The organism is Klebsiella pasteurii (assembly GCF_018139045.1).
GTDB classification, from domain to species: domain Bacteria; phylum Pseudomonadota; class Gammaproteobacteria; order Enterobacterales; family Enterobacteriaceae; genus Klebsiella; species Klebsiella grimontii.
The window spans coordinates 94,043-108,164 of record NZ_CP073236.1 but is presented as its reverse complement, the minus strand read 5'-3'; the positions used below and the strand labels follow the sequence as shown (position 1 = coordinate 108,164).

The following is a 14,122-nucleotide window of genomic DNA, read 5'->3' as shown; positions in this document are numbered from 1 at the left end:
GCGCGCAATGAATAAAACCCGTCAACAAGAGTTAACCCGTTGGTTAAAAGATCAAAGCATTATCTCCCGTCGCTGGTTGATGATTTCCCGAGTATTGGGCGTCGTTAGCGGCCTGTTGATCGTTGCTCAGGCCTGGTTCCTGGCGAGGATCCTTCACCGCATGATTATGGAAAATATCCCCGCGACGGCGCTGCTGCTGCCCTTTACGCTACTGGTGCTGGTCTTCGTACTTCGCGCCTGGGTGGTCTGGCTGCGTGAAAAAGTGGGGTTTCAGGCAGGTCAACATATCCGACTGGAGATCCGCCGTCAGGTTCTGGATCGCTTACAGCAAGCGGGGCCGGCCTGGATACAGGGGAAACCCGCCGGTAGCTGGGCCACGCTGATCCTTGAGCAGATCGACGATATGCATGATTACTATGCTCGCTATTTGCCGCAGATGACGCTGGCGGCCTCTATCCCTTTGCTGATTGTCATCACTATTTTCCCGGTCAACTGGGCTGCAGCGCTTATTCTGCTGGGCACCGCCCCGCTTATTCCGCTGTTTATGGCGCTGGTTGGGATGGGTGCGGCCGATGCCAACCGACGCAACTTTCTCGCTCTGGCGCGGTTGAGCGGCCATTTTCTCGATCGCCTGCGCGGTATGGAAACGCTGCGAATTTTTCATCGCGGTGAAGCAGAGACCGACAACATACGCGAAGCCTCTCAAGATTTCCGCCAGCGGACCATGGAAGTACTGCGCCTGGCGTTTCTCTCCTCCGGGGTACTGGAATTTTTCACCTCGCTCTCTATTGCGCTGGTCGCCGTTTACTTTGGCTTCTCCTATTTGGGAGAGCTCAACTTTGGCCATTACGGCGCCGGGGTGACGTTGATGTCCGGTTTCCTCGCCCTGATTCTGGCCCCCGAGTTTTTCCAGCCGCTGCGCGATTTAGGCACCTTTTATCATGCTAAAGCACAGGCTATTGGCGCCGCTGATAGCCTGAAGACCTTTATGGAAACGCCGCTGGCGCAGGCAGAGCGTGGGGAAAAGGCATTAAGCGATGACGTAATGGTAAGCCTTGAAGCTCGCGACCTGCTGATTAAATCTCCCGAAGGAAAAGTGCTGGCCGGACCGCTGAGTTTTTCCTTACGCGCTGGGGAACGTGTGGTGCTGGTTGGACAAAGCGGCTCGGGCAAGAGCTCGCTGCTGAATACGTTAACCGGTTTTCTTCCCTATGATGGCTCTCTCAGGGTCAATGGCGTTGAGTTAAAGAGCCTGGACGCCGACCGCTGGCGCCGTCTCCTGAGTTGGGTTGGGCAAAATCCGCAATTGCCCGCGGCGACGCTGCGCGAAAATGTCCTGCTCTCTTGCCCTGATGCTACCGAATCCCAACTGCAGCTTGCGCTGGATAAAGCCTGGGTCAGCGAGTTCCTCACCCTTCTGCCGCAAGGTATTAATACGCCTGTTGGCGATCAGGCCGGTCATCTGTCGGTCGGGCAGGCCCAGCGCGTCGCCGTCGCCCGCGCGCTGCTGGTGCCCTGTCGTCTGCTGCTATTGGACGAACCAGCGGCCAGCCTTGACGCGCATAGCGAACAGCGGGTGATGCAGGCGCTGACCAATGCGTCAACACAGCAAGCCACGCTGATGGTTACCCACCAGTTGGAAGGCCTGGCGAACTGGGATGCCGTCTGGGTTATGCAGGATGGTCAAATTGTTGAGCAAGGCAGTTATTCGCAGCTGGCGGCCGCAGGCGGTCCTTTCGCGACCCTACTCGCCCATCGTCAGGAGGAGATTTAAATGCGCGCATTGTGGCCTTACCTGGCGCTCTACAAACGACATAAATGGCTGTTGCTGCTCGGTATCGTGTTGGCGATCGTGACGCTGCTGGCCAGTATTGGCCTATTAACGCTGTCGGGCTGGTTCCTGTCGGCATCCGCCGTGGTTGGCGTAGCGGGCATCTACAGCTTTAACTATATGCTGCCGGCCGCCGGCGTACGCGGCGCGGCGATTATTCGCACCGCAGGCCGCTACTTTGAGCGTCTGGTCAGTCATGACGCCACCTTCCGCGTCCTGCAGCACCTGCGGGTCTTTACCTTTAGCAAGCTGCTGCCGCTCTCCCCCGCCGGACTGGCGCGTTTTCGACAGGGCGAGCTGCTCAACCGGGTGGTTGCCGATGTCGATACCCTGGATCATCTCTATCTACGCGTTATATCGCCGCTAGTAGGGGCGCTGGTGGTGATCCTGGTCGTCACCGTGGGACTGAGCGTGCTGGACGTCACGCTGGCCCTGACCCTCGGCGGTATTATGCTGCTCACCCTGCTGGTGATGCCGCCGCTGTTCTATCGCGCCGGCAAACCCGCTGGTGAAAGCATGACCCGGCTTCGCGGACAGTATCGCCAGCAGTTAACCTCATGGCTGCAGGGACAGGCGGAGCTCATGCTGTTCAACGCCAGCGATCGCTACCGGCGGCAAATGGAAAAAACAGAAGCGCATTGGCTGGATGCGCAGCGTCGCCAGGCGGAACTGACCGCGCTCTCTCAGGCGCTGATGCTGCTGATTGGCGGTATTGCGGTTATCGCAATGCTGTGGCTCGCCTCCGCGGGCGTTGGCGGCGATACTCAGCCAGGGGCGCTGATTGCGCTGTTTGTCTTTTGCGCGCTGGCGGCGTTCGAAGCGCTGGCGCCGGTTACTGGCGCATTTCAGCATCTGGGGCAGGTGATCGCTTCCGCAAAACGCATCACGCAAATCACCGAGCAAGAGCCGGAAGTCTGCTTCGCTCAGGGCAAAGACCAGAAGCTGGATCGCGTCTCGTTGAGCTTAAATCAGGTTACCTTCAGCTATCCTCAGCAGCCCTCCCCTGCGCTGGAAAATATTTCATTGCAGGTCAAGGCCGGGGAACATATCGCCATTCTGGGGCGCACAGGCTGCGGTAAATCAACCCTGTTGCAGCTGCTGACCCGGGCATGGGATCCGGCGGAAGGCGAAATATTACTCAACGATCAGCCGCTGGCGCAGCTAAACGAAGCAACGCTGCGTCAGGCGATGAGCGTCGTGCCGCAGCGAGTGCACCTGTTCAGCGCCACATTGCGCGATAACCTGCTGCTGGCTTCCCCCAACGCCAGCGATGCCCGGCTTGCCGAAACGCTTGAGCGCGTCGGTTTAGCGAAATTACTGGACGATAGCAGCCTGAATAGCTGGCTGGGCGAAGGCGGCCGTCAGCTCTCCGGCGGCGAACTGCGCAGACTGGCTATCGCCCGCGCCCTGCTTCACGACGCCCCGCTCATGCTGCTTGATGAGCCTACTGAAGGCCTCGATGCGACGACCGAAAGCCAAATCCTTGATTTACTCGCAGAAGTGATGCGTGAAAAAACCGTATTAATGGTGACCCATCGTCTGCGTGGACTGGCGCGTTTTAATCAGATAATAGTCATGGACAACGGGAAGATTATTGAGCAAGGTAGTCACGCAGAACTGCTGGCTGAACAGGGGCGTTACTACCAGTTTAAGCAGCGTCTGTAGGCTACTATTGAATCATTGCCTGATGCGTTGAGGTAAAAATGCGGCTGGTTCAGCTCTCTCATCATTCCATCGCCTTCCCCTCCCCGGAAGGCGCTTTACGTGAACCTAATGGCCTGTTGGCGCTGGGCGGCGATCTTAGCCCGGCGCGGCTACTGATGGCCTATCAGCGCGGTATTTTTCCGTGGTTTTCACCCGGCGATCCTATTTTATGGTGGTCCCCCGATCCGCGAGCGGTACTGTGGCCAGAGAAATTTCATCTCAGCCGCAGTATGAAGCGTTTCCATCAGCGCTCGCCTTATCGCGTCACGTTGAATCACGCCTTCGGTCAGGTTATCGAGGGCTGCGCCGACCATCGCGATGAGGGAACATGGATAACGGCAGGAATCGTTCAGGCCTACCATCAGCTGCACGAGCTGGGGCATGCGCATTCTATTGAAGTGTGGCAGGGAGATGCTTTAGTCGGTGGAATGTATGGCGTTGCGCAGGGCGCGCTGTTTTGCGGAGAGTCGATGTTCAGCCGTGCCGAAAACGCCTCTAAAACCGCGCTGCTGGTCTTTAGCCAGGTATTTTCACAGGATGGCGGAAAATTAATCGATTGTCAGGTGCTGAATAAGCATACGGCGTCGCTGGGCGCAGTGGAAATTCCTCGCCGCGATTACCTCGACTATCTCTCCGTGCTGCGGACTTATCGTCTACCGGAACTATTCTGGGTACCGAGGGTGCTATTTGCAGGAGAAGCGTAAATGTTTTCAGCACATTTTTTGTTGGGATGTTATAATTGCGCGGTAGAGTAGCTTCTGCCCGTTGCCCCGCCGCCGTTTGGGAATAATAAGAGTCAGATAACACCCATTGTTCTGTCACTCCCCTTTACGTTTGCGCCTGTCACCCGGTTTATCCGCGTGAATCACGGGTAATGCGCCAAAACTACTTCGGCGATTTGACGTAAAACTTTACATACTTGCTGAACTTCGGCATTATCTTGCCGGTTCAAAACTACGGTAGTGATACCCCAGAGGACTAGATGGCCAAAGAAGACAATATTGAAATGCAGGGCACCGTACTTGATACGCTGCCTAACACTATGTTCCGCGTAGAACTGGAAAACGGTCACGTGGTAACTGCGCATATTTCCGGTAAAATGCGTAAAAACTACATCCGCATTCTGACGGGCGACAAAGTGACTGTTGAGCTGACCCCGTACGACCTGAGCAAAGGCCGCATTGTCTTCCGTAGTCGCTGATCGTTTTCGCGCTTAGCGCGCCAGATGCTGAAGGCCGGGATAATTCCCGGTCTTTTCATTTCTACGTCATTTACAACTAAAAGCGCGCAGATAAAAAAACCGGCCCTGAGGCCGGTTTTGTCATTGGGTACCAGAAACTTAATGCGCCGCTTCCGGTTTGTGCTTCTGCGCACTCTGGAAGTCGTAGGTCAGCGCATTTTTCTCTTTGTCCAGTTCCACCGTTACCTGGCCGCCGTCAACCAGTAAGCCAAACAGCAGCTCGTTGGCCAGCGGTTTTTTCAGGTTGTCCTGAATTACCCGTGCCATCGGACGTGCGCCCATGGCCCGGTCATAGCCTTTCTCGGCCAGCCAATCGCGAGCTTCCTGGCTGACTTCCAAAGAGACGCCTTTCTGATCCAGCTGAACCTGCAGCTCGACGATAAATTTATCCACCACCTGATGGATAACCGTCGTAGACAGGTGATCAAACCAGATAATGTTGTCGAGACGGTTACGGAATTCCGGCGTAAAGATCTTTTTGATCTCATCCATCGCATCCGGACTGTTGTCCTGATGAATAAGGCCAATGGATTTACGCTCGGTTTCACGCACCCCGGCGTTGGTGGTCATCACCAGCACCACGTTACGGAAATCCGCTTTGCGGCCGTTGTTGTCGGTCAGCGTCCCGTTATCCATCACCTGCAGCAGCAGGTTAAAGACGTCCGGATGCGCTTTTTCAATTTCATCAAGCAGCAGCACCGCGTGCGGATGCTTAATAACCGCATCGGTCAGCAGCCCGCCCTGATCGAAACCGACGTAACCCGGAGGCGCACCGATTAAGCGGCTGACGGTATGACGTTCCATATATTCGGACATATCAAAACGCAGCAGCTCAATGCCCAGCGACTTCGCCAGCTGTACGGTAACCTCGGTTTTACCGACCCCGGTAGGCCCGGCGAACAGGAAAGAGCCGACGGGTTTGTGCTCATGGCCAAGCCCGGCGCGCGCCATCTTGATCGCTTCGGTTAAGGCCTCAATCGCCTTATCCTGGCCGAAGACCAGCATTTTCAGGCGATCGCCGAGGTTTTTCAGCGTATCGCGATCGCTGCGGGAAACGCTCTTCTCAGGTATGCGCGCAATCCGCGCTACCACGGACTCAATATCCGCCACGTTAACCGTTTTCTTACGTTTACTCACCGGCATCAAGCGCGCACGCGCCCCGGCTTCATCAATCACGTCAATCGCCTTATCCGGCAGATGACGATCGTTAATGTATTTCACCGCCAGTTCCACCGCCGCACGTACCGCCTTCGCGGTGTAACGGACATCGTGGTGCGCTTCATACTTCGGCTTCAGGCCGTTAATAATCTGCACCGTCTCTTCCACGGAAGGTTCGGTGATATCAATTTTCTGGAAACGACGCGCCAGGGCACGATCTTTTTCAAAGATGTTGCTGAATTCCTGGTAGGTTGTCGAACCGATTACCCGGATCTTACCGCTGGAAAGCAGCGGTTTAATCAGGTTAGCGGCATCGACCTGCCCGCCGGAAGCCGCCCCCGCACCGATAATGGTGTGGATCTCATCGATGAACAGAATACTGTTGGTGTCCTGCTCCAGCTGCTTGAGCAGCGCTTTAAAGCGTTTTTCAAAATCGCCGCGATACTTGGTGCCTGCCAGCAGCGAACCGATATCCAGCGAATAGATAGTGCAATCGGCCATCACTTCCGGCACGTCGCCCTGCACGATACGCCAGGCAAGCCCTTCAGCAATAGCGGTTTTACCGACGCCGGATTCCCCCACCAGCAGCGGGTTGTTCTTGCGACGGCGGCACAGAACCTGAATAGCGCGTTCCAGCTCTTTCTCGCGACCGATCAGCGGATCGATACCGCCTACACGGGCAAGCTGGTTGAGGTTGGTGGTGAAGTTTTCCATACGATCCTCCCCGCCTGCTTGCTCTTCGCCGCTGCCTGGCTGGCTTCCGCTACTATCGGAAGACTGGCTCGGCTCGTCTTTACGCGTACCGTGAGAGATGAAATTCACTACATCAAGTCGGCTGACTTCGTGTTTACGCAGCAGATAGGCCGCCTGAGACTCCTGCTCGCTGAAAATCGCGACCAGAACGTTGGCGCCAGTCACTTCGCTGCGGCCGGAAGACTGGACGTGGAAAACGGCACGCTGCAGGACGCGCTGGAAGCTCAGCGTCGGCTGAGTATCGCGCTCTTCTTCCGTTGCAGGCAGTACGGGTGTGGTCTGTTCGATGAAGGCTTCAAGCTCCTGACGCAGCGCGACCAGGTCCACTGAACACGCTTCAAGCGCTTCGCGGGCCGAAGGGTTGCTAAGCAGCGCCAGCAACAAGTGCTCGACGGTCATGAACTCATGACGGTGCTCGCGCGCTCTGGCGAAAGCCATGTTTAAACTGAGTTCCAGTTCTTGATTGAGCATAGGCACCTCCCCCAAGTTTATTGCCTGCATTCAGGCTTTTTCTAGCGTACACAACAACGGATGTTCGTTCTCCCTTGCGTACTGGTTCACCATCGATACTTTGGTTTCGGCGACTTCGGCGGTAAAGACCCCGCAAATCGCTTTACCTTGATAGTGAACCGTCAGCATCAGTTGCGTTGCACGTTCAACATCATAAGAAAAGAATTTTTGTAACACGTCAATAACAAACTCCATTGGAGTGTAGTCATCATTGACTAATATCACTTTATACATAGATGGCGGTTTAAGCGCATCCTTAACTTCGTCCTCTACTAGCTGATCGAAGTCCAACCAGTCTCTCTTACTCATCGTCAGTGTTCATCATCGGTTGCTGTTGCCAACAGGCGGTGGCCTGTCGATGACCAGAGGCTATGCACATCACAAATCTACAATAGATCATAGATAATTATCATCTATTACTTCCATCCGCGACGTCTGTCACATTCCCCGGCAATAGCGTTAACTGCTTCAAATTTTGACGCATTTTTCACCGTCCCCCAGCGTCAATCGCTTGACGCATTTCCTGATTTCTCTAAATTGTAGTGGCGAGAGTTGGCGAGCAAATGAACAACTCGTCACTCCACTACCGGTTCATTCCATCTTACTTATAAGATTTACGAAGGATGTCGAAGTATGGAAATGGGTACTGTTAAGTGGTTCAACAATGCCAAAGGGTTCGGTTTTATCTGCCCTGAGGGCGGCGGCGAAGACATTTTCGCCCATTACTCCACCATCCAGATGGATGGTTACAGAACGCTAAAAGCCGGACAAGCGGTTCGGTTTGATGTTCACCAGGGGCCAAAAGGTAACCACGCCAGCGTGATTGTCCCTGTTGAAGCTGAAGAAACAGAAACAGCCGCATAACTCTTTTGCTTCATTGTGTACATCCCGCCAGCAAAATGCCAGTCCTTCTGACTGGCATTTTTTTATCGCTACTCGCGCGCCAGGGCGTCTACCGGGTCCAGACGCGCCGCGTTGCGCGCCGGTAGCCAGCCAAACAGCACCCCAGTCAGCGTGGAGCATAAAAATGCGGTCAATAGCGCCAACGGCGAAAAACCGATCTCCCAGCCGGGTAAAAACAGCTGGAGAACAAAGGCGATCAGCAGCGAAAGCGTGACGCCCAGCGCCCCGCCGACCAGGCAAACCAACACCGCCTCGATCAAAAACTGCTGTAACACATCGCTGGCCCGCGCACCGACCGCCATACGGATACCGATCTCCCGCGTGCGCTCGGTGACTGAGACCAGCATAATGTTCATTACGCCAATTCCGCCGACCACCAGCGCAATCACCGCCACCAGCGTCAGAAACAGCTGTAATGTATGTGTGGTCCGTTCCGCCGTTTTCAAGACGCTGTCCATATTCCAGGTGAAAACATCTTTCTTACCGTGACGCAGTTCCAGTAGACGCAACAGCTGCTGCTCGGCAATCGAGCTGTCATAACCTTCATTCACCCGCACGGTGATGGAATTCAGCCACGACTGCCCCATCACCCGCCCGGCCATCGTGGTATAGGGTAACCAGACGCGCAGGATTTTGCTGCTGCCGAACATCGACTGTTTTTCATCCGCGACGCCGATCACCGTCGCCGGCATGTTGCCGACCAGAATGATCTCACCCACCACTTTCGCTTTGTGCGGAAACAGCTGTCGACGCGCGTTACTGTCGAGCACCACCACCTGCGCGCGGCTATTTAGCTGAAGCTCGTTAAAGGTATTTCCTTCGCTGAAGGTCATGCCGTAGACGTTAAAATACTGTGACCCTACGCCCTCGGCGCTGGCGGCAACGTCAATGTTATCAGCCCGCAGACGCAGGCTTTTTGATACCGCCGGGGTCGCCGAGCTGACCCAGGGCTGTTTCTGAATAGCCAACAGGTCATCGTACTTCAGAGACTGCTGATAGCGGGGATCGTCATCGCCGAAATCCTTGCCGGGATAAACATCAATGGTATTGGTACCGATAGCGCGAATATCGGCCAGCACCATCTGCTTCGCGGCATCGCCCACCACCACAATCGACACCACCGAGGCAATGCCGATAATAATCCCGAGCATCGTCAGCAGCGTACGCATTTTATTCGCCGCCATCGCGCGCCAGGCCATAACCAGCGCTTCGCGAAAGCCGCTGCTGAACTGACGCCACGCCGATGGCTCAGCCGCCGTACGCTGACGCAGTACGCCGTCGTGGGCGAACCCCAGCGCGGGCGGATTACGCACGATTTCACCATCGTGTATTTCAATGACCCGTTCTGCCTGGGCCGCCACCTGCGGATCATGGGTGACGATAATCACCGTATGCCCCTGCGCTTTTAGCTGGTGAAGGATCCCCATGACCTCTTCGCCGGAGCGGCTGTCCAGCGCGCCGGTTGGCTCATCCGCGAGAATCACTTCCCCGCCGTTCATCAGGGCGCGGGCGATACTCACCCGCTGCTGCTGGCCGCCGGAGAGCTGCGAAGGCTGATATTCAGCTCTGTCGCCCAGTCCCAACCGAATCAGCAGCTCATGGGCCCGGGCCAGACGCGCTTTACGCTCCGCGCCGGCATAAACCGCCGGAACTTCGACGTTCTGCGCCGCGGTCAGATGCGATAGCAGGTGATAGCGCTGGAAAATAAAGCCGAAATGCTCCCGCCGCAGGCGCGCCAGCTCGTCGCCGTTGAGACGAGCCACGTCCGTTCCCGCGACCCGGTAGGTACCGCCGGTCGGTTTGTCCAGACAGCCGAGAATATTCATCAGCGTGGATTTGCCGGAGCCGGACGCCCCGACAATAGCCACCATTTCTCCTGCGGCAATGCTCAACGTAATGCCTTTCAGCACCTCAACGTTGCCCTCACCAGAAGGATAGCTGCGGCGAATATCACGCAGTTCCAGTAACGCCGTCATTTCGCCGCTCCGGCCGCACCTTCGCCGATAATCACTTCATCCCCCTCTTCCAGCCCTTTCACCACTGCCACATCGGTGTCGTTACGCGCGCCGATAACGATTTCACGCTCTTTAACTTCACCGGTACGCAGCAGACGCACGTGGTAGCGGTTATCGCCGATGGCTTCACCCAGCGCGCTCAGCGGGATGGTGATGACGTTTTTCACTTCCGAGAGCTGGATATGCACCTGGGCGGTCATTTCCAGACGCAGGATGCCCTGCGGGTTCGGCACTTCAAAACGGGCGTAGTAGAAAATCGCGTCATTGACCTTTTCGGGTGTCGGCAAGATATCCTTCAATGTCCCTTCATAGCGCGTCAGCGGATCGCCCAGCACGGTAAACCAGGCTTTTTGCCCCGGCTTCAGATGAATCACGTCCGCTTCCGAGACCTGCGCCTTCACCAGCATAGTGCTGAGATCGGCCAAGGTTAAAATATTCGGCGCCTGCTGGGCGGCAATCACCGTCTGCCCCTGCAGGGTAGTGATTTGCGTCACTTCCCCGGACATCGGTGCCAAAATTTTGGTGTAGTCGAGGTTGGTTTTGGCCGTATCCAGGGTAGCCTGATTACGTTTGACCTGCGCTTCAATCGTACCGATTTGCGCCTCTTTGACCGCTAAGTCAGTCGCGGCGGTATCGAGGTCCTGGCGAGAGACTAACTGGCGCTGCGCCAGCTGCTGCTGGCGGGCCAACGTCGCCGCAGACAGTTTACGCTCCGCACGGGCCTGGTTGAGCTGCGCCCGCAGCTCCATCAGCGTCGCTTCAACTTCTTTAATCTGGTTTTCCGCCTGCTCGGGATCGATAACCCCCAGCAGTTGATCTTTTTTGACTTTGTCGCCAATCTCAACGCGCAGCGTTTTTAGCTGTCCGCTAACCTGGGCTCCGACGTCAACTTTTTTTAACGCATCCAGCTTACCGGTCGCCAGCACGCTCTGCTGCAGGTCGCCTTTGCGTACAACCAGCGTCTGATATTGCGGCAGCGGCGCATTCAGAATTCGCCATCCCCAGACGGCGAGGGCCAGTACGACAATCGCCAGCAGCCACCATACTTTCCTGCGCTTTCCATTTAATTTCATAAAAATTCCTGATGTTTTAACCCGCAGAACCCGCAACAATTCTATCTAAATGCGGCAATAGAATAACGCGCATTTTTAGCTGCGCTTAATTTTTGTTTAACCAAAGTTGAAGGTCGCGCGGATCAAGGCATGCCGGGAGAGTTCCCGGCAGAGAGAGGTAAACGGCGGTCGGCGCTAATCCGCCCGCCCGCGCGCCAGCCATAGCACGCGGGAGAACATTTTTTTCAACAGCGCCGGAATGGCGTCAACCCCGCGACGCCCGGCCTCCATCGCCACTTCAATCGCCAGGTCCGGTTTTGACGAACGGTGGATCGCTTTGGTGATCACCCGCCGCATATTCATGGGAATATTCATCGGCAGCTGGGCCACCCGATGATAAACATCGTCGAAGCCCTGGCGGTACATAAAATGCTCCATATCCATCGCCGGTAGCGCGGTGAGATGGTCGCGCTCAAGCATTTTGTCGTCATTTAACAGCCCGCGAACGGTGGCGGCATATTTCTTCCCGGCCTCATCGCCGTCCACCAGCACGTGCCATTCAATACCCATTCGCCGGGCGAATTTGATAAGCGGTTTTAATCCCGACTGGGCAAACTCAATCACCTTCACCCCTTCTGCATCAAAATGGTGGCCGCACTGGCGAGCCAGCTCGTTGATAACCCAGGTTTCGGTCTCCCCTTCGACCAGCAGCCAGCAGCGGGCAAAGAGCGATGAAGCGCGGTTAAAGCGAATATGAAAAGCGATGCGCCGGCTGTCTTCGGCATTCATCCCGCCGGGACCCAGCCGCCAGGCAGATACCCGTGAAGATTCGCGCACCAGCCGGCAAACGTGCTCGACGGGCGTTAATGACAGCAGTTCGCCAGAGTTCGTCGTCGTCACCCGCTGCAGCGGCAGTAAATTAAGCAAATGCCAGGCTACAGACAGCATAATCGGATGCAGACGGGTTTCCGGGTCCTCAATCAACAAGAGCGGCCGCGCATCGCGATCGAGTCTCACCGTACCTTTCGCCTGCAACAACGTAGAAAACAGTCCCAATAAAATCACCCGATGGCTGCGCCCGCCGGGCTTGTCGATCATCCTGTTAATGATGTCCAGGTAGCGCCAGCTGCGCTGTTCATCATGTGAATGACGGCGCATCAGGCGATGACGCGACTGTGCGCTGCTCTGCTCGGCAAAATAGTGCTCCAGCAATTGCACCATGGCCGACAGCCCCTGGCGGATCTGCCCATCGGTTAAATTTTGCGGATGATGCACCAGTTCTCGGGAGAGGAAATCAAGCTGGCGCGCGGTAATTTCGATCTGCGGCGAATGCGGAACAGTGCCGTTGTGGATCCGTCGCATAAAGCGGGCGTCGCGCAGCCGCAGAACCGGCATCAGCCGCACCAGGTGACGGGCGAGTTCATCAATATCGTCAAGCTCCAGCGCTTCCCCTTCACCATTAATAAAGCTACGCAGGGTCATTACGCTGTCGTCATCAGCAAGCTCCCCCTCGAGGCGATAGAAAACGCGCTGATAGCCGTCGTCGCAGGGCACCCAGCAGTTGCTGAGAGGGCGATAGCGTCGTACCCGATGGCGGCCGGGTTCATTTTCACGGAAGGTCAAAATGATATGCAGATGATGCTCGCGCCCCTGAATATCGCCGGGCGGAAACCAAAAATCTTCCCGAACAAAATGATAAAGGTCAAACTCCGGCGACAGGAGTAGCGTCAGGGCATCCAGCAGGCTGGATTTACCCCAGGCATTTTCGCCAATCAGCACGTTATTTTGCTCAAGCATCAACGATAAACGGTTAATGCCGCGAAAACCGACTATTTCGACGCGCTCAAGATGCATATGCCCTCCGCTCGGTGGCGACTATCTCCTTCAGTTATCAGCAGTATAGCGAGGTGAGCATCAACATGACACCACAGGCGTATTATGAATCGCTATGGGGTGAAGAGCCGGAATGTGATGCGAGATATTTTACTTAATTGAGAAACGCATTCATCATCAAAAGTCGTTTTTTTAATCATTTTTGTTCTACACTTTTAAAAATTCCCATATAAAAAGGAATCCCAGCGCATTGTTCTATATCAAATTACATCAATTTATTTAACTGGTCCCAGAGTAGCGATCGTCCCTAGAATAGCGTCGCTTTATTCTAGTCGTCATTCTTTGTGGCGAAAATAAAGGCCGGCACGAAAACTCGTGCTCGTTTACGTTTTTATTGAGGTGGTTATGTTTAGAAAATTAGCAGCAGAATGCTTTGGTACATTCTGGCTGGTATTCGGTGGCTGCGGCAGCGCCGTTCTGGCTGCAGCGTTCCCGGAGCTGGGAATTGGTTTTGCCGGCGTCGCGCTGGCCTTCGGTTTAACCGTATTAACCATGGCCTATGCCGTTGGCCATATTTCCGGCGGGCATTTTAACCCGGCGGTGACTTTAGGTTTATGGGCGGGTGGTCGTTTCCCGGCCAAAGAGGTGATTGGTTATATTATCGCCCAGGTCGTCGGCGGTATTATCGCCGCCGCTATTCTGTATGTTGTCGCCAGCGGTAAAGCGGGCTTCGACGCCGCCGCTAGCGGGTTCGCATCGAACGGTTATGGCGAACATTCTCCGGGCGGTTTCTCCATGCTTTCCGCCATTGTGATTGAGATTGTCCTGACCTGTGGCTTCCTGCTGGTTATTCACGGCGCCACGGATAAAAACGCCCCTGCCGGCTTCGCCCCTATCGCCATTGGCCTGGCGCTGACGCTTATTCACCTGATCAGCATTCCGGTCACCAACACGTCGGTAAACCCGGCGCGTAGCACCGCGGTAGCGATTTTCCAGGGCGGCTGGGCGCTGCAGCAGCTGTGGCTATTCTGGGTAATGCCGATTATCGGCGGCATTCTCGGCGGCGTGCTCTACCGCACCCTGCTGGAAAAACGCAGCTAAGCTCCCACTATTCTCTTGAGGC

At 55.7% G+C, this 14,122-nt stretch carries 11 protein-coding genes; 6 read left to right on the top strand and 5 right to left on the bottom strand.

From position 1 onward, the window contains the following. Positions 1 to 7 precede the first annotated feature (7 nt). From cydD to infA, 4 genes are all read left to right on the top strand, one after another. On the top strand, positions 8 to 1,774 hold the full coding sequence (gene cydD / locus KCG39_RS00475; RefSeq protein ID WP_142467773.1) for a heme ABC transporter permease/ATP-binding protein CydD: 1,767 nt from the start codon (positions 8 to 10) through the stop codon (positions 1,772 to 1,774). Next, the gene (gene cydC / locus KCG39_RS00470; RefSeq protein WP_142467774.1) at positions 1,775 to 3,496 is read left to right on the top strand and encodes a heme ABC transporter ATP-binding protein/permease CydC; all 1,722 of its coding nucleotides are present in this window, start codon (positions 1,775 to 1,777) and stop codon (positions 3,494 to 3,496) included. It abuts the gene before it with no gap. Between the two features lie 38 nt (positions 3,497 to 3,534). After that, positions 3,535 to 4,239 (top strand): leucyl/phenylalanyl-tRNA--protein transferase, encoded by a 705-nt coding sequence (gene aat / locus KCG39_RS00465; RefSeq protein WP_049112133.1) that lies wholly within the window; start codon positions 3,535 to 3,537, stop codon positions 4,237 to 4,239. 278 nt (positions 4,240 to 4,517) lie between these two features. Continuing rightward, a complete protein-coding gene (infA, locus tag KCG39_RS00460) occupies positions 4,518 to 4,736 on the top strand; it encodes a translation initiation factor IF-1 (RefSeq protein ID WP_002211347.1) in 219 nt (72 codons plus the stop codon). A gap of 138 nt (positions 4,737 to 4,874) precedes the next feature. Here the strand turns inward: infA and clpA are convergent, their stop codons facing one another. Both clpA and clpS read right to left on the bottom strand, forming a co-directional pair. Next, positions 4,875 to 7,157 carry an ATP-dependent Clp protease ATP-binding subunit ClpA gene (gene clpA / locus KCG39_RS00455; protein WP_004130900.1) on the bottom strand — a complete coding sequence of 761 codons (2,283 nt, stop codon included), beginning with the start codon at positions 7,155 to 7,157 and terminating at the stop codon, positions 4,875 to 4,877. Between the two features lie 30 nt (positions 7,158 to 7,187). Next, positions 7,188 to 7,505, bottom strand: coding sequence for an ATP-dependent Clp protease adapter ClpS (clpS, locus tag KCG39_RS00450; protein ID WP_004130898.1), 318 nt, complete (start codon positions 7,503 to 7,505; stop codon positions 7,188 to 7,190). A 324-nt stretch (positions 7,506 to 7,829) separates the two neighbouring features. Here clpS and cspD point away from each other — a divergent pair, with 324 nt between their 5' ends. Next, positions 7,830 to 8,060, top strand: coding sequence for a cold shock-like protein CspD (gene cspD, locus KCG39_RS00445; RefSeq protein WP_004100627.1), 231 nt, complete (start codon positions 7,830 to 7,832; stop codon positions 8,058 to 8,060). A 68-nt stretch (positions 8,061 to 8,128) separates the two neighbouring features. On the opposite strand, the gene macB is transcribed toward cspD, so the two are convergent. The 3 genes from macB to KCG39_RS00430 all read right to left on the bottom strand — a co-directional run bounded on the left by macB (position 8,129) and on the right by KCG39_RS00430 (position 13,020). Beyond that, the gene (macB, locus tag KCG39_RS00440) at positions 8,129 to 10,075 is read right to left on the bottom strand and encodes a macrolide ABC transporter ATP-binding protein/permease MacB (protein WP_139529711.1); all 1,947 of its coding nucleotides are present in this window, start codon (positions 10,073 to 10,075) and stop codon (positions 8,129 to 8,131) included. Continuing rightward, positions 10,072 to 11,187 carry a macrolide transporter subunit MacA gene (gene macA / locus KCG39_RS00435; protein ID WP_004130894.1) on the bottom strand — a complete coding sequence of 372 codons (1,116 nt, stop codon included), beginning with the start codon at positions 11,185 to 11,187 and terminating at the stop codon, positions 10,072 to 10,074. Before macA ends, macB begins: the two co-directional genes overlap by 4 nt. A gap of 174 nt (positions 11,188 to 11,361) precedes the next feature. Beyond that, a complete protein-coding gene (locus KCG39_RS00430) occupies positions 11,362 to 13,020 on the bottom strand; it encodes an ATP-dependent endonuclease (RefSeq protein WP_004130893.1) in 1,659 nt (552 codons plus the stop codon). Positions 13,021 to 13,404: 384 nt separating this feature from the next. Here KCG39_RS00430 and aqpZ point away from each other — a divergent pair, with 384 nt between their 5' ends. Next, positions 13,405 to 14,100, top strand: a complete 696-nt coding sequence (gene aqpZ, locus KCG39_RS00425; RefSeq protein WP_004130892.1) for an aquaporin Z — start codon at positions 13,405 to 13,407, stop codon at positions 14,098 to 14,100. The last annotated feature ends 22 nt before the right edge of the window (positions 14,101 to 14,122 follow it).

Coding starts and splice junctions, on each gene's coding strand:
- cspD (WP_004100627.1), top strand. CDS start 7,830: ATGGAAATGGGTACTGTTAAGTGGTTCAACAATGCCAAAGGGTTCGGT.
- cydC (WP_142467774.1), top strand. CDS start 1,775: ATGCGCGCATTGTGGCCTTACCTGGCGCTCTACAAACGACATAAATGG.
- KCG39_RS00430 (WP_004130893.1), bottom strand. CDS start 13,020: ATGCATCTTGAGCGCGTCGAAATAGTCGGTTTTCGCGGCATTAACCGT.
- aat (WP_049112133.1), top strand. CDS start 3,535: ATGCGGCTGGTTCAGCTCTCTCATCATTCCATCGCCTTCCCCTCCCCG.
- clpA (WP_004130900.1), bottom strand. CDS start 7,157: ATGCTCAATCAAGAACTGGAACTCAGTTTAAACATGGCTTTCGCCAGA.
- cydD (WP_142467773.1), top strand. CDS start 8: ATGAATAAAACCCGTCAACAAGAGTTAACCCGTTGGTTAAAAGATCAA.
- clpS (WP_004130898.1), bottom strand. CDS start 7,505: ATGAGTAAGAGAGACTGGTTGGACTTCGATCAGCTAGTAGAGGACGAA.
- macB (WP_139529711.1), bottom strand. CDS start 10,075: ATGACGGCGTTACTGGAACTGCGTGATATTCGCCGCAGCTATCCTTCT.
- aqpZ (WP_004130892.1), top strand. CDS start 13,405: ATGTTTAGAAAATTAGCAGCAGAATGCTTTGGTACATTCTGGCTGGTA.
- macA (WP_004130894.1), bottom strand. CDS start 11,187: ATGAAATTAAATGGAAAGCGCAGGAAAGTATGGTGGCTGCTGGCGATT.
- infA (WP_002211347.1), top strand. CDS start 4,518: ATGGCCAAAGAAGACAATATTGAAATGCAGGGCACCGTACTTGATACG.